The sequence below is a fragment of the Cupriavidus sp. HMR-1 genome, from assembly GCF_000319775.1.
Classification (GTDB): Bacteria; Pseudomonadota; Gammaproteobacteria; order Burkholderiales; family Burkholderiaceae; genus Cupriavidus; species Cupriavidus metallidurans.
Genome location: NZ_ANKP01000050.1, coordinates 1 through 21,138, shown reverse-complemented (window position 1 = coordinate 21,138; position 21,138 = coordinate 1). Strand labels below are relative to the sequence as shown.

The following is a 21,138-nucleotide window of genomic DNA, read 5'->3' as shown; positions in this document are numbered from 1 at the left end:
CCGGCTCGCACGTCCGGCCAGGAATTTCAGCGAGGCACCACCACCCAGTTTGCGCCCTGGCGCTGCAGTTGCCGGTCGCAATTGAACTCGTCGAGTTCATGCGTGTGGCCCGGCAACGACTGGATCACGATCTCCCCATTTGCACGCAGCGCGGTAATGGCGGAACGCAGCGCCGGATCGGCATCCCACGGCGCGAAGATCGCCTGGGCGCGCACCTCGACAGGCGACAACGCCGCCACTTCGCGCAGATCCAGCGAAAAGCCCGTGGCCGGACGAGCGCGACCAAAGGCCTCGCCCACCTTGTCATAGCGGCCGCCACGCGCCACATAGTTCGGCAAACCAGAAACATAGGCCGTGAACATCACGCCACTGTGATAGTGGTAACCGCGCAAATCGGACAGATCGATGTTCACACTCGCATTGCTCACCTGCGCGGCAAGCGCAGCAAGCTCGTCCAGCGCACGGCCAATGGCCGGACTGGCAGGCAGCGTGACGCGGGCGCGCTCAATGACTTCGACACCGCCGTACAGCGTCGGCAGCGCCAGCAGCGCGTTCCGCTCCGTGTCGGGCAGGCCTTGGGTCAATTCGCGCAGGGCCGGCACATCCTTGGTTTCGAGCGCCGCAAACATCGCCTCTTCGATCTGGCGAATCGACGGCAACGCCGCGAGCAGCGCCTCGAGAATACCGGCGTGGCACAGGTCCAGACGAATATCCGACAGACCAGCCACCTGCAACGCAGCCAGCATCAGTTCCTGGATCTCGACGTCGGCTTCCAACCCGGCGTGGCCGTAGATCTCGGCGCCGATCTGGATCGGCTCGCGCGTCGCATTGAAACCCGCCGGGCGCGCGTGAAGCACATTGCCCGCATAGCACAGGCGCGTCACGCCCGGGCGGTTCAACAAGTGCGCATCGATGCGAGCCACTTGCGGCGTGATGTCCGCGCGAAGGCCCAGCGTGCGGCCCGAAAGCTGATCCACCAGCTTCAGCGTGCGCAGATCCAGGTCGTGCCCGGTACCGGTCAGCAACGACTCCAGGTACTCGAGCATCGGTGGCATGACCAGCTCATAGCCATAGGTGCGGAACAGGTCCAGCATTCGGCGACGCAGTTCTTCAATCTTGCGCGCTTCCGACGGCAGGACATCGGCAATGTTTTCGGGCAGGAGCCAGCGGTTGGACATGGGGAATCTCTTCTATCAAAAACACAGGCGGGAAAGGTTCATGCCCTCCAGCCGGACAAAACCCCGGAATATCCGGGGTTCTGTCGAATCACGCGATCAGGCGCCTGGTGCGCCATCCACGCTACTTCTTTCCGCCTGACGGGGCCGGCGCGGTGTTGCCACCCGGCGAACGCATATAGCGGAAGAAGTCCGAATTGGGCTCCAGCACCATCACGTTGCCCTTGTCGCGGAACGTGTTGCGGTAGGCCTCCATGCTGCGCCAGAACTGGGCGAAGCTCGGATCCTTGCCGAATGCATCGGCATAGATCTGCGAAGCCTTGGCATCGCCCTCACCCTTGACCACCTGCGCATCACGATATGCCTCGGCCAGCACCACCTCACGCTGGCGATCAGCATCGGCCCGGATTTTCTCACCTTCCGCGGCGCCAGTCGAACGCAGTTCGTTGGCCACGCGCTTGCGCTCGGCCTCCATGCGTCGATAGACGGACTCGCTGATGGCCGGCAGCAGATCCACACGCTTCAGGCGCACATCGATGATCTCGACGCCCACCGACTGCGCGTACTCCGCCATGCCACCCCGGATGTTCTGCATGACCTGCTCGCGCTGGCCCGCCACCACATCCGCCACGGTGCGCTTGCCGAACTCTTCACGCGCCACGGCGTCGATACGCTGCGTCATGCGGTCCTGCGCGCCGCGCAGGTTGCCACCAAACGCCACGAAGAATTTGCGCGGATCGGTGATGCGCCACTTCACGAACCAGTCCACCACCATCGACTTCTTCTCGGCGGTCAGGAAACGCTCGCTGGCTGCAACATCGATCGTCTGCAGACGACGATCCATGAACACTACGTTCTGCAACGGTGGCGGCAGCTTGAAATGCAGACCGGGCTCACGCACGACCTGCTTGATTTCGCCGAAAGCGAAGACGACGGCGTACTGGCGCTGGTCGACCACGAACAGCATCGACGAAGCGACGGCCAGCAGAACAAACAGGCCAATGACAAAGGAAATCAGTCGATTCATGACGGGTCTCCTTAGCGAATGTCGCGGTCGCGATTGCGCATCGACTCACGTGACCGGATATCCGGTGTGGTCGCATCCGGTACCGCCGGCGCATTCGTGCCCGCCGCTGCCGAGGACGGCGCGGCGGACGAGCCCGGCACCTGTGTCATCAGCTTGTCCAGCGGCAGATACAGCAGGTTGTTGCCCGACTTGGCATCGACAAGAATCTTGTTCGAATTGGCGTAGATCTGCTGCATGGTCTCCAGATAAATACGGTCACGCGTGACCTGCGGTGCCTTGGCATACTCGGTCTGCACCGAGCGGAAGCGCGCCGCGTCACCTTCGGCCTGCGCCACCACACGGGAACGATAGGCCTCCGATTCTTCCTTCAGGCGAGCCGCCGCGCCCTTGGCGCGCGGAATGATGTCGTTCGCATAGGCCTGACCTTCGCTGATCGCGCGCTCGCGATCCTGGCTCGCCTTGTTGACGTCGTCGAATGCGGCCTGCACCTGCTCGGGCGGCTGCACGCTCTGAACGTTGACGGAAATCACGCGGATACCAGTCTTGTAGGCCGTGAGGATCGACTGGATCGACTTGGCCAGCGATTGGGCAATCTGCTCGCGATTCTCGTAGAGCACCGCATCCATCTTGTTGCGGCCGACGATCTCACGCACCGACGTCTCCGCGGCCTGCGTCACGAGTTCTTCGTCACCACCGCGGTCGGTCTTGTTGAAGAACAGGAATTCGCTGGCGTCCTGGATGTCGTATTGCACCGTGAACCGGACGTCGATGATGTTCTCGTCCTGCGTCAGCATCGACGAGTCCTTCAGGTTGCTGTCCTTGATCGACGTGGCACGACCGACCTCGACCGAACGCACGGCCGACAGGTTTACCACTTCGGCCGACTGGATCGGCCATGGCATACGCCAGTTGATGCCGGGACCGGTGGAGTACTTGAACTTGCCGAACTGCAGGATCACAGCGGTCTGCCCTTCCTGCACCATGAAGAAACCGCTGGCCAGCCAGATGCCGATCACGGCGGCGATGATCACACCGATACCGACATTCGAGCCCTTGCCCGATGGACGCGGGCCGCTGCCGAAGCCCTGGCCACCACCGCCGTTGTCCTTGCGGCCCAGCAGGCCGTTCAGGCGGCGATTGAAGTCGCGCCAGAGCTCGTCGAGATCGGGCGGGCCGTCCTGAGGGCGTTGGTTTTGCTGGCGGCTATTGTCCTTGTCTTCATCGTCCTGTCCGTTGCGGCCCCAGCGGGGGTCGTTCAGCGAGAAGATGGCGCGCAGGCGCGGCCAGCGCGCAAACCGCAGGGCGCGGCTGCCTGGCACGATGTGCGGGTCAGGATTCCGAGGGAACAGGGGCATGAAGAGCACGGGTCCGGGAAGTTTGGATCAGAGGGATTCTAGCAGCCATCTTGATCACTTTTGCCCAGAATCCCCAATTGGGCGGGGATTCTCGTTCAAAAACGATCAATTGGCACCTTGCTGGTGGGTATCTGGTTCGTCATCGACGTCCCACGGCTCCCCATCCTGGGCGGGCTGCAGCCCTTCCAGCCTTGGATCATAAGGGGCCGGGGCCTCCGGCCGCGACGACAGCCACTGGGCCATCTCGACGATGGCCTCGCGGAGACCGTCCAGCCCCAGGCCATCCCGGGCGGAGACGAACACCTTCGTTGGAACACCGTCTTCGTCGCGCTCGATACGGGGGCCGAGTTCGAGCAACTCAGGTGCCGCATCGATCTTGTTCATGACCACGATCTGCGGAATGTCCGAGGCGTCGATCTCGGCGAGTACACGATTGACCTGTTCAATCTGCTCGTGGCGCACCGGACTCGATGCGTCGACCACATGCAGGAGCAGGTCGGCATGCACGGTCTCGTCGAGCGTGGCGCGGAACGCCGCCACGAGTTGTGTCGGCAGATCCCGGATGAACCCGACGGTGTCGGACAGCACCACATTGCCGAATCCGTCGAGAAACAGGCGGCGCGAGGTCGTATCGAGCGTGGCAAAAAGCTGATCGGCCGCATAGGCCCGCGCCTTGGTCAGCGCATTGAACAGCGTCGACTTGCCGGCGTTCGTATATCCGACCAGCGAGATACTGAGCGTGTCATTACGGGCGCGGGCGCGGCGCTGGGTATGGTGCTGGCGCTGCAGGCGCGCCAGATCGGACTTGAGCCGTTTGGCGCGATCATCGAGCATCCGCCGGTCCAGTTCGAGCTGTCGCTCGCCAGGGCCGCCGCGCATCCCGATACCACCCTTCTGCCGCTCCAGGTGGCTCCACGCGCGAACCAGGCGCGACGCCTGGTACTGCACCTGCGCCAGTTCCACCTGCACCTTGCCGACGTGGCTCTGTGCGCGCTGACCAAAGATATCCAGGATCAGACCGGTTCGGTCGATCACATGGCGCCCCAGGAATCGCTCCAGGTTACGCTGCTGGGCAGGACTCAAGGCGTGGTTGAACACCACCACATCGGCATCCAGCGCGTCAGCGGCCTGTCGCAGTTCCTCGGCCTTGCCGGAACCGATGAAGAGCGCCGGATCGGGGCGCGAACGCTTGCCGGTCAGCGTGTGCACAGGCACCGAGCCGGCCGTGGTCGTCAACAGCGCCAGTTCGGAAAGGCTTTCCTGGAAGTCATGCTTGCCGAAGTCGACGCCAACCAGGATGGCGCGGGTCGGTTCGGTTTGGGAGGTAGCTCTGGGTTGCAAGCGGGTGGACGCAGTGCGCCGAAGGAATCGTGGTTAAGACAAAATCTGGCCGCGCTGGCGCAGCCTGCAGCCCCCGGACGCCGTGAGGCTCGGGACAGGTTCAGGTTGCAAGCGGGAAGCGGCGGATGGGTTCGCCCGTTCCGGGCGGAAAAGACGGCTGATGAGCCGAGGCACGCGATGCGACGGCCGCACGGAGATGCGGCCGCCCATGGGAGAGGAAAAATCAGCTCTCGGGAGAATCATCCACACGGAAATTGACGGCGCGCGCCGGCACGACGGTGGAAATCGCATGCTTGTAAACCATCTGCGTCACAGTGTTACGCAGCAGGACGACGTACTGGTCGAACGACTCGATATTGCCTTGCAGCTTGATGCCATTGACGAGGTAGATGGAAACTGGCACGTGCTCTTTGCGCAGCGCATTCAGGAACGGGTCTTGTAGCAATTGCCCTTTGTTGCTCATGGCACACTCCAAATTTATAGATTTAGTGATGGATCATGGGGACGAAAATCCCCGGTTCAAGCCAGTTGGCGCAAGATGCGCCAAAAAAAGATCAAAAACGGTACCAGGCTGGCATCTACGAGCAGGGTTTCCCCGCTACCGTGAATTTAGCCGCAGTTCCAAACGAACGCAAACGAAACTTGGCGGCAAAACCTGTCCCTTTTCCTGGTCAATCCTTCGAGTCGGCGTACGGGTTTTTGTTCGTACGAAATTCGATCCGAAGCGGTGTTCCCTTGAGTTTGAACGCCGTGCGGAAGCGGTTCTCGAGGTAGCGCCGGTACGCGTCGGTCACGCCGGACAGCGCATTCCCGTGCACAACGATGATCGGCGGATTTGAACCACCCTGGTGCGCGTAGCGCAGTTTCGGACGGGACACACCCACGCGCTTCGGCTGCTGGAACTCCACCGCTTCCTGGAGCACCCGCGTGATCTGCGGTGTCGGAAGCTTGATCATCGCGGCGGCGTATGCGTCGTCCACCGAGCGCAGCAGCGCGCCAATGCCGGTGCGCTCGCGGGCGGATACGAAGTGGAGGTTCGCGAAGCTCAGGAACTGCAGCTTGCGCTCGAGGTCGTGCTTGACCCGATCGCGCTGATGGCCGTCCAGGCCATCCCACTTGTTCACGCCCACCACCAACGCCCTGCCCGACTCCACAATGAAGCCGGCGATATGCGCGTCTTGCTCGGAAATATCCTGCTGGGCATCCAGCAGCAGCACCACCACGTTGGCGTCCGCGATCGACTGCAGCGTCTTGACCACCGAGAACTTCTCGATCGCTTCGAACACCTTGCCGCGCTTGCGCAGGCCAGCCGTGTCAATCAGCGTGTATGGCTTGCCGCCGCGCTCGAACTCCACATAGATCGCGTCGCGCGTGGTACCCGGCATATCGAAGGCAATCACGCGCTCTTCGCCGATCAGGGTGTTCACGAGCGTGGACTTGCCGACATTCGGGCGGCCAACGATGGCGATCTTGACGCCGTGCTGACCGGCATCTTCCTGATCGGCCAACTCCGGACGCTCCTGAACGGCCAGGTCAAGGGCTTCATCGACCAGTTCGTGCACGCCGTCGCCATGCGTCGATGAGATCGCGTACGGGTCACCCATGCCGAGTTCATAGAAATCCGCGGCCACCGAGGTGTACTTCATGCCCTCGGCCTTGTTGATCGCCAGCATCACGCGACGACCTGTCTTGCGGAGGTAATCCGCGATGACACGGTCCTGCGGCGCCAGCCCCAGGCGACCATCGACAAGGAAGATGACGACATCCGCTTCCACCACGGCCTGGCGCGTCTGCTTGGCCATTTCGGCCACGATACCTTCCTTGGCCACCGGCTCGAAGCCCCCGGTATCGATCACGATGAAGGGGCGATCGCCGATACGGCCCTCGCCGTAATGGCGGTCCCGTGTCAGGCCCGGCAAATCGGCGACGAGCGCGTCGCGCGAGCGGGTCATGCGATTGAATAGCGTCGACTTCCCTACATTGGGCCGGCCGACGAGTGCGATAACTGGTTTCATTCAATAAACGGAAACAGGGGGAGGCTTTCGCCGTCCCCCAGCTATTCCGGAGTCATGTTGATCCGACAACCACCGTGCCTATGCACGTCTGGCCGCTTTTCCTGTCGGCGGAACCGGAGCCTTGGGCCCGATTCCGCAGTTGTTGGCACGACCAGGGATCATGCTACCGGATTGGCGCCGCCCGCGCGACAGGGGCACGGGCGGCCTTGGGTGCGTTACGTGCGCTGGCGATCAGTCCGGCACGAAGCCGTAAATATCGCCATCGCGGGTCTGGACCACCAGGGTCTGACCGGCCATGACCGGCGCTGCGGTAACCGCGCTGCCGTCGGTCTTCATACGGGCCAGGATCTTGCCGTCTTCGCGCGACAGGAAGTGAACGAAGCCCTCGAAGTCGCCCACCACCACCGAGCGGCCCACGGCCACGGGCGCGCCGAGACTACGATACCGCAGCTCAGTGTTCTTCCAGCGTTCATTACCGTTCTGGCGATCGAACGCGTACACCGCCGACGTCTCGTCGCTGGCATACAGCGAGGTATCATCCTGTGCCAGCCCGCTCGGCGACGAGAAATCCTTGCCCCATTGCGGCTGGCCGTTGGTCAGTTCCAGGCACGACACGCGCCCCTGGAACGTCGTCGCGCACACCTGGCGACCATTAACGGCCGGCATGCCGGTCACATCGTTCAGACGCTCGATCTCCGAGACGCCCTTCGGGTACGACACGGTGCTTTCCCACCGTAGCGCGCCATTGGCCGGGGCAAGCACGCCGAGCTTGCCGCCCGGGAAGCCGGTGACGATGCCGTCGCCGGCGAACACCATGCCCATGGCGGCACGCAGGTTCAGCGGGGTCTGCGTGCGCTGATAGATCCAGCGCCGCTCGCCCGTCGTGGCATCCATGCCAATCAGGCGCGTATCGGTGGTACGAACGACCACCAGACCGTTGCCAACCAGCGGAGCCGACAGCACCTCGCCGTTGACTTGCTTCTTCCAGATCTGCTTGCCGCTGGCGTCGAACGCGTAGATCGCACCCTTTTCACCCGCCACGGCCGTTACCGTACCGTCGGTGCCGGGACCGGACGTCAAGTCCAGATCCGTCTTCGCCTTCCAGCGCGTCTGACCGGTTGCGCCATCGAGCGCCAGCACGGTGCCGCCGTTCGACGACACATAAACCGTATTACCCGACGCCACCGGCGACATCACGTACGGGCCACCCTTACCCACGTCGGCCTTCCAGGCCTGCTTGACCGACAGCGTCGCTGCAATCGGCTTCAGCTCCGTGGGCGGATGCTTGTTTTCCTTGCTGAACAGCGAGCAGCCTGCCAGCAGGCCGAGGCAGGTGCCGGCAACGATCGTGCGGGTGGCAGCTACGCGAAGCAATGACGTCATACGGTGCAATCCTTAGTGAGGAACTGGGGCCGCTCAGGCCGCGCCCAGCGCATCGAGTTTGAACTGGATGATCTGGCGCATGGCCGCCTCACCGCTGCCGAGCTTGTCGAGCGCGCTGCGATAGGCGGTACGCGCTTCCTCGCGCTTGTCCTGGGCGGCCAGCAGATCGCCACGACGGTCTGCGAACAGCGCAGCGTAAGGCGCGGCCGGCTCGTCCTTCAGTAGCGCCAGACCCTGGTCATAGGCCTTCTCGTCCAGCAGCACGCCAGCCATGCGCACACGGGCCAGCGGCGCGTAGTCGTCACCGCCATGGTCGATCGCCCACTGGAGCTGGGTCTTGGCGCCAGCCAGATCACCGGCTTCGTACAGCACCTTGGCCGCAACCAACGCGCTCATCGGGCCATAGGCGGTACGACCAAACTTCTCTTCGAGGTCGGTAGCGGCGCGCTTCACGCGGTCGGCGTCGCGGCTTTCCGCAGCCTTGGTGACCTGCTCATACAGCATCGACGCATCGCGCGCCTGGACACGCTGCCAGTAACCCCAACCACTCCAGGCAGCCAACCCGAGCAAGATGACAATCAACGCCCAGGTGACAGCGTTGCCATACTGTTTCCACCAGGCCTTGAGACTCTCAAGCTGTTCCTGTTCTTCTAGATCGTAAGCCATGTCGAGGCAGTTACCTGCTTAGGTTGAATATAACCGACCGCCGTCAGGGACAACGACCGGGTGCTGCGATAGGGAACGGCAGATTATTGCTCGTCGTCGCCTTCGATCTCATCGACCATCGCGTCGATGATGAATTCGACAACCTGCTCGGCCGGCACAGTGGTTTGCTGGCCACCTTCGGCCGCATTGCCGCCGCGCAGTTGCTTGACCTGCACCGTGCCTGCGGCGATTTCGTCGTCGCCAATGATAACTGCAAAGGATGCGCCACTTGCATCGGCACGCTTCATCTGCGACTTGAAGCTCCCGCTCTTGCCGTCCGGCGTAGCATGGAGGACCACGTCCAGCCCGGCGTCACGCAGGCGTTCGGCGGCGATCATTGCCTGCTGGTTCGCCAATTCACCCTGGTGGACCATGTAGACGTCACAGCCCTGCACATCCGGCACCAGGTTTTCTTCGCGGATCAGTTCGATGATCCGCTCGATGCCCATTGCCCAGCCGCATGCCGGCGCAGGCTTGCCGCCCATCTGCTGGATCAGCGGGTCATAACGGCCACCGCCGGCGATCGTGCCCTGGGCACCCAGCTTGTCCGTGATCCACTCGAACACGGTCAGGTTGTAGTAGTCCAGGCCGCGCACCAGACGCGGGTTGATCTTGAACGGAATATTGTTGGCAAGCAGGATCCTCTTGACGCCCTCGAAGTGCGCGAGCGACTCTTCCCCGAGGAAATCGATCAGCTTCGGCGCATTGGCGGCCATCTCCTGCAGCGCCGGATTCTTCGTGTCCAGCACGCGCAACGGGTTCGTGTACAGACGACGCTTGCTGTCCTCATCGAGGATGTCCTGGAAGCCTTCCAGGTACTTGATGAGCTGCTCGCGATGCGCGGCGCGCTCGTGTGCCTGGCCCAGCGAGTTCAGTTCCAGACGCACGTTGGTCAGCCCGAGGTCGTCCCACAGGCGCTGGCACATCAGGATGATTTCCGCGTCGACGTCCGGGCCGGCAAAGCCGAGCGCTTCCGCGCCGAGCTGGTGGAACTGACGATAGCGGCCGCGCTGCGGACGCTCGTGACGGAACATCGGACCGATGTACCAGAGACGCTTGGGGCCGTCATACAGCAGGTTATGCTCGATCGTCGAACGCACGGCCGCGGCGGTGCCTTCCGGACGCAGCGTCAGATTCTCGCCGTTCAGGGAATCGGTGAAGGAGTACATCTCCTTCTCGACGATGTCTGTGACCTCGCCGATACCGCGCACGAACAGCTGGGTATGCTCGACGATCGGCGTGCGGATCTGCTGGTAGCCATAGGCGCGCAACATGCTGCGCGCCGCGCTTTCGAACATATCCCACAGCGGGGCGTCAGTGGGCAGCATGTCGTTCATGCCCTTCACGCCCTGCAGTGCCTTGGCGGCCTTCGTCTTGTCTTCGCTCATGTCTGATTTGTTGTTACGGTGATGCCCGATCCTTGCGCGATGGCGCCGAATCGATCAGGCCACCGCTTCTTGTGAAGCCTGTTTCGCGCCCGGACCGTAGTGCGAACGTACATACTCGTCGACGATCGCCTGAAACTCCTGCGCGATGTTCTCGCCGCGCAGGGTCTTCACCTTGACGCCGTCCACGAACACCGGCGCCGCAGGCGATTCGCCCGAACCCGGCAGCGAAATACCGATGTTGGCGTGCTTGCTTTCGCCAGGGCCGTTGACGATGCAGCCCATCACGGCCACATCCATTTCTTCCACGCCCGGATAGTCCGTCTTCCAGACCGGCATCTGCTCGCGCAGATACGACTGGATGCTTGCCGCCAGTTCCTGGAACGTCGTGCTGGTGGTGCGGCCGCAACCCGGGCACGCGATCACCATCGGCGTGAAGTTGCGCAGCCCCATCGTCTGCAGGATTTCCTGACCGACGTAGACTTCCTTCTCGCGCGGCGCGCCGGGTTCCGGCGTCAGCGAAATCCGGATCGTGTCGCCGATACCTTCCTGCAGCAGCACCGACAGCGCAGCCGTCGACGCAACGATGCCCTTGCTGCCCATGCCGGCTTCAGTCAGACCCAGATGCAGCGCATAGTCGCAGCGGCGCGCCAGCTCGCGGTACACCGCGACCAGTTCCTGCACCTGCGATACCTTGCACGACAGAATGATCTGATTGGCCGGCAAACCGATCTCTTCGGCCTTCTGGGCCGACTCGATCGCCGACGTGATCAGCGCCTCTACCATCACGCTTTGCGCGGGCCACGGTTCGGCGCGCTGGGCGTTCTCGTCCATGATGCGTGCCAGCAGATCCTGATCCAGGCTGCCCCAGTTCACGCCGATACGCACCGGCTTGTTGTAGCGGCATGCCATCTCGATCATCTCGGCGAACTGCTTGTCGCGCTTGGCGCCCTTGCCCACATTGCCGGGGTTGATCCGGTACTTCGAGAGCGCCTGCGCGCACTCGGGATAGTCATGCAGCAGGGTATGGCCGTTGTAGTGGAAGTCGCCCACCAGCGGCACATTCACGCCCATACGGTCGAGTTGCTCGCGAATCGCCGGCACGGCCGCGGCGGCTTCCGGCGTGTTCACCGTGATACGGACGATCTCCGAACCGGCGCGTGCCAGTTCCTTGATCTGGATTGCGGTGCCAATGGCATCCACCGTATCGGTGTTGGTCATCGACTGCACGCGCACTGGCGCGCCGCCGCCGATCGTCACGATGTTGTCGCCCCACACAACACTGGCCTGGCGCGAAATGCGACGCGGCAGCGGGCCCGGGATCACGGGCTGGAAAGCGTTCTGGTTCATTGCATTACCACCTTTTCTTGCATGGCTGACCGCGCCACCCGCAGCGCATTACTGCAGGGTCAGGCGGGCCACGTTATTCCGGTTGGACGCCTGGAAGTTCACTGCGGCACCATTGTGCGTCAGCGACTCAACGCCCTTCACATTCCCGAGAATGACCTTGTAGGGCCCGCCCGCGCCACCACCCGACACGGTATCGCCAGCCTTGGCCGTACCGCCGAGAATGACCTTGCCGGTGCGGTCTCGTACTTCATACCAGCTATCGGCCGAGAAACGGATCTGCACAGCACCCGCACTGTCGCCCTGCGCAGCGGGAACCGTGGCAGCCGGCGTAGCGGCTGGCGTTTTTGCCGCTTCAGCGGGCGCCTCTCCACCCGTGACCATCGGCAAACCCGCCGACGTGGTAGCCGGAGCCGGCGTGACTGCCACGGACTGCGCAGCTGATGCCGAAGCAGTCTCGGACGGCGCTGGCGAGTCGTTGCCGGTCATCACCGGCGGCAACGCTGCGCTCACCGTGCCATCGTTATTGCTCTGCTCCTGGGCCCGCTCATCGACAACAGCCGGTTTGGGCGCCTCGGCCGCGGCCTTGCTGCGGGCTTCGACCCATGCCTTGGCATGATCAAAGCCGAAATATCCACCAACGCCGATCAAGGCCAGCACGCAAACCAGCCAGACCCAGCGCCCACCGGCACCACCGCCAGTACCCTTCGAACCGAAGCGATTGCGATCGTCGAAAGCCTGATTGAGTGCGCCTTCATGACGCTGCGTGATCCCGGTAACCGGCGTGGCCTGAGCCTGCGCGTGATAGCGCCCCAGCAACCCGTCGATATTCACCTGGAGCGCCCGCGCGTAAGCACGCATCACACCCTTGGCGAACGTCACATCGGGCAGGCTCGATACATTGCCCGACTCGATGGCGACAAGCTTCGACGCTGCCACCTTCAGTCGTGCACTGACATCTTCCAAAGAAAGCCGCTGCGCCTCGCGAGCGTCTTTCAATTTCGCCCCGATCTCGCGGGCAACGGCCTCGCGGTCGGAGTCTGTCGCGCCACCGCCGACGTGACCCGTCGTCGCGGCCTGGCTGTCGGCGCGCTCTTGTTCACTCATCCCAAGCTCCTCTCTCGTATGCGGTCAACTCGCGCGAGTCGGGGAACCGGCTGCGCAGTTGTGCCGTGAGTGCGTTCTGTGTTTCGGTATCGCCCTGTCGGCGGGCGATGCGCGCACCCAGCCAGAGGGATTGCGCGCTGGCAAAGCGGCTGCTGTTGACGCGGCCAACGTAGTCCCTGGCCTGCGGCATCTCCCCGCGTTGGAAACTGAGCTGCGCGAGGTTCGTCAGCAACGCCGGATCATTGCGGTCGTAGCCATAGGCCGCCTGGAGACTCTTCTGCGCCGAAATCAGGTCGCCATTGCGCATCTCGCAAGCGCCCAGGTTCGTCAACGGCTTGACGGGGCCATTGATGGACGGTGCCTGCACCGCGCGCTGCAGCATGGTCTTCGCCTCTGCATAGCGGTTGTTCTGACACAGGAACCAGCCGTAGTTGTTCAACACATCCGGGTCGCTGTCGCGCATGCTCAGCGCGGTGCGGAAACTGTCCTCGGCCAGGGCGGTCTCGTTCATGCCCATGTAGATCAGCGCGCGAACGTGATAAGCGTCGACCAGCGTCGGATCGATATTGATGGCCTGCTTGACCTCGTCAAGCGCCACCGAATACTGGCGCGCCTCAAGGTACTGCGTGGCCAGGCGCAGCCTGATACTGGCGCGCTTGTCGGCCGGAGTCTGATCGGAAGCGGTCTTGATGTCCTGGGCGGGTGCAGGCGGCAACGAACAGGCGGACAGCATCAGCCCGAGCAGGGCAGCAACGATCAGACGGGTCATGCAGGACGGGCCTCCCGAGGGGCGCCGGCGTCAGCCACCGGCACCAGTGGCGTGATCTTGCCGAACTTGCCGCGCTCGGCCAGACGGGTACGATCCATGACTTCGCCAGCAAGCTGGCCACACGCGGCGTCGATGTCGTCGCCTCGTGTTTTGCGGATCGTTGTGACAATCCCCGCATCCATCAATATCTGGGCGAAGCGGCGAATCTGCTCGTTGTTCGAGCGCTTCAGCCCCGATTCCGGGAACGGGTTGAACGGAATCAGGTTGAACTTGCACGGCACGTCGGCCACAAGCTTCAACAGTTCCCGCGCATGTTCGACGCCATCGTTGACGCCATCGAGCATGCAGTATTCGAAAGTAATGAAATCGCGCGGGGCGAATTCCAGGTAGCGGCGACAAGCCGCCATCAGCTCGGCCAGCGGGTACTTGCGGTTGAGCGGCACGAGCACGTCGCGCAGCGCATCATTCGAGGCGTGTAGCGAAACCGCCAGCGCCACGGGCAAGTCCTTCGACAGGCGGTCCATCATCGGCACCACGCCGGACGTGGACAACGTCACGCGCCGGCGCGACAGGCCGTACGCATTGTCATCGAGCATCAGCCGCATGGCCGGCACGACCGCGTCATAGTTGAGCAGCGGCTCGCCCATGCCCATCATCACCACATTGGAGATGACACGCTCGTCCTTGGGGCCGCGACCCAGTTGGGCGCGCATCGCGAACTCGGCCATCCAGAGCTGGCCGATAATCTCACCGGTGGAGAGATTGCGGGAAAAACCTTGCTTGCCGGTCGAACAGAACCGGCAATTGACGGCGCACCCCGCCTGCGACGACACACACAGCGTGCCGCGCGTGTCCTCGGGGATGTACACCGTCTCCACCGCGTTACCGTCCCCCACATCGAGCAGCCATTTGCGCGTGCCATCGGACGATGTATTGTCCGAAATGGCAGCGGGCGAGCGGATCTCGGCACGCGTCGCGAGCTTTTCGCGCAGCGACTTGGCGAGATCCGTCATGGCGTCGAAGTGGCTGGCTCCAAACTGGTGGATCCAGCGCTGCAACTGCCGCGCACGGAATGGCTTCTCGCCGAGCTCGCCGCAATAGGCGGTGAGCGCGTCCGCGTCGAGATCGAGCAGGTTGACGAGATTGTTCATGACGGCAGTTCCAACTTGACTACAGGTTCAGTCGTGATGTCAGAGACAATCAGCGGCTGTAAACGTTCATGCCCGGGAAGAAGAAAGCCACTTCCGCGGCAGCCGTTTCCGGAGCATCCGAACCGTGCACGGCGTTAGCGTCAATGCTGTCGGCGAAATCGGCGCGGATCGTGCCCTTTTCAGCCTTCTTCGGGTCGGTGGCGCCCATCAGGTCGCGGTTCTTGGCGATAGCGCTTTCGCCTTCCAGAGCCTGGATCATGACCGGGCCCGAAACCATGAAGTCCACCAGATCCTTGAAGAACGGGCGCTCCTTGTGAACAGCGTAGAACTGCTCGGCTTCACCGCGCGACAGGTGAGCCATCTTGGCTGCAACGACTTTCAGGCCGGCGGCCTCGAAACGGGCGTAGATCTGGCCGATAACGTTCTTGGCCACAGCATCCGGCTTGATAATCGACAGGGTGCGTTCGATCGCCATGAAAAACTCCGAAAAATGAAGGGGTTACAAATGGATTAAACGTGCAATTCTAGCACGACCGCATGGCGGTTTCGAACATGCCTGCCAATGCATTTCCAGGCGTGCCCGACGCCGCAGACCACCGGGCAAAAAGATATCCATAAGTAACTTATCGACCGGAAATCGCGGGAACGGAAGCGCGTAGACCCCGTCAAATGTTTGCGTTTTCGGAAAACAACTATTGAACGGGGATATTGTCCATACAAAGCCCCCCTTGCAAATCCGCGGGCGCGATGCCACATTGGCGCTGTGCTGGCCGGGTTGCCCCGGCGCCTCACTGATATCTGATGACAGGAGTCACCATGAACAACAAGCTGAATACCTATGGTTTCGGCAATAGTGCTGCGAGCGCCACTGATGTAGCCGTCCGCAACCGGGTCCTTCGCAATACTTACTGGCTGCTGGCCATTTCGATGATTCCAACCGTGATCGGCGCCTGGATCGGCGTGGTCACTGGATTCACCGCGATGATCGCTGGCAGCCCGATGATGTCGGCCGTGCTGTTCCTCGCGGTCGCCTTCGGCTTCATGTTCGCCATTGAGAAGACCAAGAACAGCAGCATGGGCGTGGTCCTGCTGCTGGCCTTCACCTTCTTCATGGGTCTGATGCTGGCGCGCATCCTCAGCTTCACGCTGTCGTTCTCGAACGGCCCTGCACTGATCATGTACGCCTTTGGCGGTACCGCAGCCGTTTTCGGCGTGATGGCCACCATTGCCAGCGTGAGCAAGCGTGACTTCTCCGGCCTGGCCAAGTTCCTGTTCGTCGGCGTGATCCTGCTGATCCTGGCCAGCCTGGCCAACATCTGGCTGCAACTGCCGGCGCTGATGATCACGCTGTCCGTGATCGCTATCGGCATCTTCTCGGCGTTCATCCTGGTGGACGTGCAGCGCGTGGTGAATGGCGGTGAAACCAACTACGTGACCGCCACGCTCGCGATCTACCTGGACGTGTACAACGTGTTCGTGAACCTGCTGGCCTTGCTCGGCATCGCAGGCGGCAGCCGCGACTGACCCGCATCTGCCAACGAAAAAGCCGCCCTCGGGCGGCTTTTTTCATGAGCGCGCCATGTGGATTCAGTCGCGTTCGAACACCGCGATCGACTCCACGTGCGACGTATGCGGGAACATATTGACCACGCCCGCGCCGGCCAGGCGGTAGCCGGCCTCGTGCACCAGCAAGCCCGCGTCGCGCGCCAGCGTCGCCGGACTGCACGACACGTAGACGATACGCTTCGGCAGCACGTCGCTACCGGCCTGACTCAGTTCAGCAAGCGCCTTGCAGACAGCCAGCGCACCCTCGCGCGGCGGGTCTACCAGCCAGCGGTCGAAGCGGCCCAGCGCCGCGATGTCCTCGGCGGTCACCTCGAACAGATTGCGGCAGGCGAAGGACGTCTTGGCTGCCAGCCCGTTGTACTCGGCATTGGCCAGCGCACGCGTGGTCAGCGCCTCGCTTCCCTCGATCCCCATGACGGACGCACCCTGCGTCGCCAGCGGCAGCGTGAAATTGCCAATGCCGCAGAACAGGTCGAGCAGCCGGTCAGTCGGCTTCGCATCCAGCAGACGTAGCGCGCGACCAATCAGCACGCGATTGATCTGGTGATTGACCTGCGTGAAGTCGGTCGGCTTGAACGGCATCCGGATGCCGAATTCGGGCAGCGTATAGGCCAGCTCCTGCTCGGCCGGATAAAACGGATAGACCGTGTCCGGCCCCTTCGGCTGGAGCCAGAACTGCACCTGATGCTGATCGGCGAAGGCCCGCAGCAAGTCCTTGTCGGCGTCGTTGAGCGGCTCCAGGATGCGCAACACAAGTGCGGTCACCTCCGCACCAACGGCCAGTTCGATCTGCGGCATCCGATCATGGATCGACAGGCCGCCCACCAACTCGCGCAGCGGCACCAGTATTGCCGACACATGCGGCGGCAGGATCTCGCAGCGCGTCATGTCCGCCACATAGCTGCTCTTGCGCTCGTGGAAGCCCACCAGCACTCCACCCTTCTTGGCAACGTGCCGCACCGTCAGACGGGCGCGGTAGCGATAGCCCCAATCCGGGCCCGCGATCGGGCGGAACACGACGTCGGGCTTCACCTTCGACAGGTGCCAGAGATTGTCTTCGAGCACACGCTGCTTGATTGCCAGTTGCGCGCGCGAATCCAGGTGCTGCATCGAGCAGCCGCCGCACACGCCAAAATGCTGGCAACCCGGCTCCACCCGCATGACGGAGGCCTGCTTCACCTCGACGAGATGGGCCTGTTCGTAGCTAGGCTTGCGGCGATAGCTGCGATACGCCACCGTCTCGCCGGGCAGCGCGCCCTCGACGAAAATCACCTTGCCTGGCGTGCCGTCCTCGTTCTCCAGACGGCCGACGCCACGCGCCTCCATGTCGAGGCTGTCGATCTTGACGACGGGATCATTGGAAGCGGCGGAAGCGGCAGATGCCGCGTCCGGGCGGCTTGTCGGATTGGGCTGGGAAGACACGGCTTGAGACACCAGTGGGACCTGTCGTATTGTTTTGCAAAAGCGCGATTGTAGTCCAGTCGCGGCGCCCGACACCGAAGGGGCAGGCTATGGAACTGATTTCGTGGAATATCCAGTGGGGCCGCGGGGCCGACGGCAAGGTCGATCTCGCACGCATTGTTGACACCCTGCGTGGAATGGCCGATGCCGACGTGCTCTGCCTGCAGGAAATCACGCGCGGCTTCAGCGACCTTGCCGGCCACCCCGGCCCCGATCAGGTGGCCGAACTCTCCGCCCTGTTGCCGGACTACCAGGTGATCTTCGCCCCCGGCGTCGACCGGACCCACCGTGACGGCAGCCCGCGCCAATTCGGTAACGTAATCGCCACTCGCCTGCCAGTGCGCGAGATCTTCCACCATGCCCTGCCCTGGCCCGCCGATCCCGATGTCGCATCAATGCCCCGCGTGGCACTGGAAGTCACGGTGCAGGCCGGCAGTCGACTGCTGCGCATCATCTGCACGCACCTGGAGTATTACTCGACATCGCAGCGCACGGCGCAGACCGAAGCGTTACGCGACTGGCATGTGCAGGCTTGCGACCACGCGCGCCACCCGGGTCGATCGGAAAGCCGGCCCGGCCCGTTCACACCGGAACCCCGGCCGAGCGAGGCGATCCTGTGCGGCGACTTCAACAGCCGGCCGGAAGCTGGGGCCTATCTGCGCATGGTGGAAACCTATGGCGGCGTCACGCCGGACTGGCACGACGCATGGATCCATATGCATCCCGGGCAACCGCACGCACCCACCTGCGCACTGTTCGACAAGGAGCAATGGCCGGAGCCACCCTTCGCCTGTGACTTCGTATTCGTGACAGACGATCTGCTCGGGAATGTGGGCCGGTGCGAGGTCAACGACCGCACAGATGCATCGGACCATCAACCGATCCACCTGACGATGGATCTGTAGATCAGTCGTCGTCCTCGCTCTCCGGGCTCATCGGCTGGAGTCGGAACGCCCGCAGGTATTCCATCCACTGCTCCCCGGGAAGCTCTGCCAGCGTCTCCTGGGCCAGTGCCACCTCCATATCGAACTCGCGCGGCGTCAGGCCGCCGCGCATGAGCTGAAAGCGACAGTACATCAGGTACGTGTTGACGACATCGGTCTCGCAGTAGTCGCGGATCTCGTTCAGCTTTCCCGCCTGATAGGCTTCCCAGACCTTGCTGCCGTCCATCCCCATCTTGCCGGGGAATCCGCACAGCTTCGCCAGATCGTCGAGTGGCGCGCTCGCGCGCGGCTGGTACATCGCCAGCAGGTCCATCAGGTCGAGGTGCCGCATGTGATAGCGGCTAATGTAGTTGTTCCACTTGAAGTCGCGGCTGTCGTCGTCGCGGCCCTCGCCCATTTCCCAGTAGCGCGGCGCAGAGACGCCGTGAACCAGGCCACGGTAGTGCAGCACGGGCAGATCGAAGCCGCCACCATTCCAGGACACGAGTTGCGGGCTATAGCGCGCAATCAATTCGTAGAACTTCTGGATCAGCGTTGCCTCGCCATCCTCGAGCGTGCCCAGCGAGCCGACATGAAACACCGCCGATCCGTCGCGTTGCGTCCGACGCAGCACGCACGAAATGGCGGCCACGCGCTGCAGGTAGTGCGGCAGGAAGTCGGAGCCGGTCTTCTCCCGGCGGGCGGCGAACGCATGCTCGGCGACTTCGGCGTCGCTCATCGATGCGGGATGGTCATGCAAACGGCGCAGGCCGTCGACATCGGGAATCGTCTCGATGTCGAATACCAGCACAGGAGTCATAGAACGGCGTCCTTGCGTACACCTTGCGAAGCGAAATGCCGTTTGAGCTTGACCAGTGCTTCCTGCTGGATCTGACGCACGCGCTCGCGCGTGAGACCCATTTCCTCGGCCAGCTCCTCGAGCGTGGCCGGCTCGATGTGATTGAGGCCGAAACGGCGCTCCACCACATAGCGATGCTTCTCCGACAGTCGCGCCAGCCAGAGTTTCATCAGGTTTTCCAGCTCGCGGTGGGCCACCTCCTGATCGGGTGCGGCGTTATGCTCGTCGGAAAGAAAATCGAGCAGGCTGGAGCCCGGGTCGAGATCGAACGGCGTGTCGAGCGAGGTGGTATGTTCATTGAGTGCCAGCACATCCTGCACCTCGTCCGGCGTCTTGCCGAGCAGGTGGGCGATGTCCTCGAGGCTGGCGTCGCGGCCATCGGTGCCACCTTTTTCAAGATGGCGCTTGGCGCGCAGAACCTGGTTGAGTTCGCGAATCACGTGCACAGGCAAGCGCACGGTGCGTGCCTGGTTCATGATCGCGCGCTCTATGCTCTGGCGAATCCACCAGGTGGCATACGTCGAAAAGCGGAATCCGCGAGAAGGATCGAATTTCTCGATCGCATGCATCAGGCCCAGGTTGCCTTCCTCGATCAAGTCGAGCAGCGGCACACCCCGATTCAGATAGCCCTTGGCGATGCTGACCACGAGACGCAGATTGCGCTCGATCATCACCTGACGCGCGGAAAAATCACCGCCCTTGGCCAGCGTGGAGAAATGGAGTTCCTCCGGCGCGGACAGCAGCGGCTTGATACTGATGCGATTGAGATAATGCTGGACCGTGTCGGCGGCGAGTTCCGTGTGCAACACGGTACGGAAGTCATCGGGCTCGGCAGTGGTCTCACTGCTGCCCTCTTCCTCATCCTCTTCGGATTCATCCTCGTCGCCGTCGTCGTGATCGGCGTCGTCCGCATTCAAGTCCGTGTTGCGCAGGCCGACACGCGAAACTGGCGCGATCGGCTCATCGGTGACGGGTACCAGTTCGGCGGCCGGATCGTCGCCGAACATTTCCGTGTCGATCCCGCCGTCAGGTCTTGCCACTCCAGCCTTTCCTTCCGGCTGCTTGGGACGACGGGTCCTGCTGACAACTCCGGATGAGACAGTTTTCTGGCGTGGCATGAAACCTCACTGTGGCGGCAGATACCGCATCGGATCGACCGGTTTCCCGTTTTTGCGGACCTCGAAGTGCAGCTTGACCCTGTCAGAATCACTGTTACCCATTTCGGCAATCTTCTGGCCCTTGCGGACCGTCGATTGCTCTGTGACCAGCACCTTGTCGTTGTGCCCGTAGGCCGTCAAGTACGTGTCATTGTGTTTGATGATGACAAGATTCCCGTAGCCGCGCAAGGGGCCAACGTGAATCACTCGCCCCTCATCGGCGGCCAGCACTGCATCGCCCTTTTTACCCGCAATATCAATGCCTTTGTTGCTCTTCTCGTCAAATTTGCCGATCAATTGGCCGCTGGCCGGCCAAGCCAGGCGAATATCGGACGCCGGCGCGGAAGCCGATGCCGAAGGCGTTGCTGCCGGGGCTGCCGCGGCCGATGCAGGCGCCGCCGCTACAGCGGCT

General features: G+C 62.8%; 20 protein-coding genes. 2 read left to right on the top strand and 18 right to left on the bottom strand.

The genetic code is table 11. The annotated features are described in order from the left end of the window. Nucleotides 1-26 precede the first annotated feature (26 nt). The 14 genes from D769_RS07785 to ndk form a co-directional block, all read right to left on the bottom strand. Nucleotides 27-1,178 carry an ATP phosphoribosyltransferase regulatory subunit gene (locus tag D769_RS07785; protein WP_008643775.1) on the bottom strand — a complete coding sequence of 384 codons (1,152 nt, stop codon included), beginning with the start codon at nucleotides 1,176-1,178 and terminating at the stop codon, nucleotides 27-29. A gap of 121 nt (nucleotides 1,179-1,299) precedes the next feature. Next, entirely contained in the window at nucleotides 1,300-2,202 is a 903-nt protein-coding gene (hflC, locus tag D769_RS07780; RefSeq protein ID WP_008643774.1) for a protease modulator HflC, read from the bottom strand. A gap of 11 nt (nucleotides 2,203-2,213) precedes the next feature. Beyond that, nucleotides 2,214-3,557, bottom strand: a complete 1,344-nt coding sequence (gene hflK / locus D769_RS07775; protein WP_008643773.1) for an FtsH protease activity modulator HflK — start codon at nucleotides 3,555-3,557, stop codon at nucleotides 2,214-2,216. 105 nt (nucleotides 3,558-3,662) lie between these two features. Next, the gene (gene hflX / locus D769_RS07770; RefSeq protein WP_008643771.1) at nucleotides 3,663-4,898 is read right to left on the bottom strand and encodes a GTPase HflX; all 1,236 of its coding nucleotides are present in this window, start codon (nucleotides 4,896-4,898) and stop codon (nucleotides 3,663-3,665) included. 223 nt (nucleotides 4,899-5,121) lie between these two features. Next, nucleotides 5,122-5,361: an RNA chaperone Hfq gene (gene hfq, locus D769_RS07765; protein WP_008643769.1), complete on the bottom strand. Its 240-nt coding sequence runs from the start codon at nucleotides 5,359-5,361 to the stop codon at nucleotides 5,122-5,124. A gap of 208 nt (nucleotides 5,362-5,569) precedes the next feature. Then, on the bottom strand, nucleotides 5,570-6,913 hold the full coding sequence (der, locus tag D769_RS07760; protein ID WP_008643768.1) for a ribosome biogenesis GTPase Der: 1,344 nt from the start codon (nucleotides 6,911-6,913) through the stop codon (nucleotides 5,570-5,572). Between the two features lie 231 nt (nucleotides 6,914-7,144). Next, nucleotides 7,145-8,296: an outer membrane protein assembly factor BamB gene (gene bamB, locus D769_RS07755; protein ID WP_008643765.1), complete on the bottom strand. Its 1,152-nt coding sequence runs from the start codon at nucleotides 8,294-8,296 to the stop codon at nucleotides 7,145-7,147. 33 nt (nucleotides 8,297-8,329) lie between these two features. Next, the gene (locus D769_RS07750) at nucleotides 8,330-8,962 is read right to left on the bottom strand and encodes a tetratricopeptide repeat protein (protein ID WP_008643763.1); all 633 of its coding nucleotides are present in this window, start codon (nucleotides 8,960-8,962) and stop codon (nucleotides 8,330-8,332) included. Between the two features lie 83 nt (nucleotides 8,963-9,045). Continuing rightward, nucleotides 9,046-10,389, bottom strand: a complete 1,344-nt coding sequence (hisS, locus tag D769_RS07745) for a histidine--tRNA ligase (RefSeq protein WP_008643762.1) — start codon at nucleotides 10,387-10,389, stop codon at nucleotides 9,046-9,048. Nucleotides 10,390-10,443: 54 nt separating this feature from the next. After that, nucleotides 10,444-11,736, bottom strand: coding sequence for a flavodoxin-dependent (E)-4-hydroxy-3-methylbut-2-enyl-diphosphate synthase (gene ispG, locus D769_RS07740; protein ID WP_008643760.1), 1,293 nt, complete (start codon nucleotides 11,734-11,736; stop codon nucleotides 10,444-10,446). Between the two features lie 48 nt (nucleotides 11,737-11,784). Then, nucleotides 11,785-12,840, bottom strand: a complete 1,056-nt coding sequence (locus D769_RS07735) for a RodZ domain-containing protein (RefSeq protein ID WP_008643757.1) — start codon at nucleotides 12,838-12,840, stop codon at nucleotides 11,785-11,787. Beyond that, entirely contained in the window at nucleotides 12,833-13,609 is a 777-nt protein-coding gene (gene pilW, locus D769_RS07730) for a type IV pilus biogenesis/stability protein PilW (RefSeq protein WP_008643755.1), read from the bottom strand. The genes D769_RS07735 and pilW overlap by 8 nt, the downstream gene beginning before the upstream one ends. Beyond that, the gene (gene rlmN / locus D769_RS07725) at nucleotides 13,606-14,760 is read right to left on the bottom strand and encodes a 23S rRNA (adenine(2503)-C(2))-methyltransferase RlmN (protein ID WP_008643752.1); all 1,155 of its coding nucleotides are present in this window, start codon (nucleotides 14,758-14,760) and stop codon (nucleotides 13,606-13,608) included. The genes pilW and rlmN overlap by 4 nt, the downstream gene beginning before the upstream one ends. A gap of 49 nt (nucleotides 14,761-14,809) precedes the next feature. After that, the gene (ndk, locus tag D769_RS07720) at nucleotides 14,810-15,235 is read right to left on the bottom strand and encodes a nucleoside-diphosphate kinase (RefSeq protein WP_008643751.1); all 426 of its coding nucleotides are present in this window, start codon (nucleotides 15,233-15,235) and stop codon (nucleotides 14,810-14,812) included. 341 nt (nucleotides 15,236-15,576) lie between these two features. Here ndk and D769_RS07715 point away from each other — a divergent pair, with 341 nt between their 5' ends. Continuing rightward, nucleotides 15,577-16,284, top strand: a complete 708-nt coding sequence (locus D769_RS07715; RefSeq protein WP_008643750.1) for a Bax inhibitor-1/YccA family protein — start codon at nucleotides 15,577-15,579, stop codon at nucleotides 16,282-16,284. A 63-nt stretch (nucleotides 16,285-16,347) separates the two neighbouring features. Here D769_RS07715 and rlmD read toward each other — a convergent pair whose 3' ends face one another. After that, nucleotides 16,348-17,748, bottom strand: a complete 1,401-nt coding sequence (gene rlmD / locus D769_RS07710; RefSeq protein ID WP_008643748.1) for a 23S rRNA (uracil(1939)-C(5))-methyltransferase RlmD — start codon at nucleotides 17,746-17,748, stop codon at nucleotides 16,348-16,350. 89 nt (nucleotides 17,749-17,837) lie between these two features. Here rlmD and D769_RS07705 point away from each other — a divergent pair, with 89 nt between their 5' ends. After that, nucleotides 17,838-18,692, top strand: a complete 855-nt coding sequence (locus D769_RS07705) for an endonuclease/exonuclease/phosphatase family protein (protein ID WP_008643746.1) — start codon at nucleotides 17,838-17,840, stop codon at nucleotides 18,690-18,692. Between the two features lies 1 nt (nucleotide 18,693). Here the strand turns inward: D769_RS07705 and D769_RS07700 are convergent, their stop codons facing one another. From D769_RS07700 to D769_RS07690, 3 genes are all read right to left on the bottom strand, one after another. Next, on the bottom strand, nucleotides 18,694-19,530 hold the full coding sequence (locus D769_RS07700; protein WP_008643743.1) for a 3'-5' exonuclease: 837 nt from the start codon (nucleotides 19,528-19,530) through the stop codon (nucleotides 18,694-18,696). After that, nucleotides 19,527-20,687, bottom strand: a complete 1,161-nt coding sequence (rpoS, locus tag D769_RS07695) for an RNA polymerase sigma factor RpoS (protein ID WP_035882326.1) — start codon at nucleotides 20,685-20,687, stop codon at nucleotides 19,527-19,529. The genes D769_RS07700 and rpoS overlap by 4 nt, the downstream gene beginning before the upstream one ends. A 6-nt stretch (nucleotides 20,688-20,693) precedes the next feature. Further along, the coding region (locus tag D769_RS07690) for a peptidoglycan DD-metalloendopeptidase family protein (RefSeq protein WP_008643738.1) at nucleotides 20,694-21,138 on the bottom strand (445 nt) is incomplete at its 5' end.

Bases quoted from the DNA above. Each gene is read 5' to 3' on its own strand.
- D769_RS07785 (WP_008643775.1), bottom strand. From the start codon at position 1,178: ATGTCCAACCGCTGGCTCCTGCCCGAAAACATTGCCGATGTCCTGCCG.
- hflC (WP_008643774.1), bottom strand. From the start codon at position 2,202: ATGAATCGACTGATTTCCTTTGTCATTGGCCTGTTTGTTCTGCTGGCC.
- hflK (WP_008643773.1), bottom strand. From the start codon at position 3,557: ATGCCCCTGTTCCCTCGGAATCCTGACCCGCACATCGTGCCAGGCAGC.
- hfq (WP_008643769.1), bottom strand. From the start codon at position 5,361: ATGAGCAACAAAGGGCAATTGCTACAAGACCCGTTCCTGAATGCGCTG.
- der (WP_008643768.1), bottom strand. From the start codon at position 6,913: ATGAAACCAGTTATCGCACTCGTCGGCCGGCCCAATGTAGGGAAGTCG.
- bamB (WP_008643765.1), bottom strand. From the start codon at position 8,296: ATGACGTCATTGCTTCGCGTAGCTGCCACCCGCACGATCGTTGCCGGC.
- D769_RS07750 (WP_008643763.1), bottom strand. From the start codon at position 8,962: ATGGCTTACGATCTAGAAGAACAGGAACAGCTTGAGAGTCTCAAGGCC.
- hisS (WP_008643762.1), bottom strand. From the start codon at position 10,389: ATGAGCGAAGACAAGACGAAGGCCGCCAAGGCACTGCAGGGCGTGAAG.
- ispG (WP_008643760.1), bottom strand. From the start codon at position 11,736: ATGAACCAGAACGCTTTCCAGCCCGTGATCCCGGGCCCGCTGCCGCGT.
- D769_RS07735 (WP_008643757.1), bottom strand. From the start codon at position 12,840: ATGAGTGAACAAGAGCGCGCCGACAGCCAGGCCGCGACGACGGGTCAC.
- pilW (WP_008643755.1), bottom strand. From the start codon at position 13,609: ATGACCCGTCTGATCGTTGCTGCCCTGCTCGGGCTGATGCTGTCCGCC.
- rlmN (WP_008643752.1), bottom strand. From the start codon at position 14,760: ATGAACAATCTCGTCAACCTGCTCGATCTCGACGCGGACGCGCTCACC.
- ndk (WP_008643751.1), bottom strand. From the start codon at position 15,235: ATGGCGATCGAACGCACCCTGTCGATTATCAAGCCGGATGCTGTGGCC.
- D769_RS07715 (WP_008643750.1), top strand. From the start codon at position 15,577: ATGAACAACAAGCTGAATACCTATGGTTTCGGCAATAGTGCTGCGAGC.
- D769_RS07705 (WP_008643746.1), top strand. From the start codon at position 17,838: ATGGAACTGATTTCGTGGAATATCCAGTGGGGCCGCGGGGCCGACGGC.
- D769_RS07700 (WP_008643743.1), bottom strand. From the start codon at position 19,530: ATGACTCCTGTGCTGGTATTCGACATCGAGACGATTCCCGATGTCGAC.
- rpoS (WP_035882326.1), bottom strand. From the start codon at position 20,687: ATGCCACGCCAGAAAACTGTCTCATCCGGAGTTGTCAGCAGGACCCGT.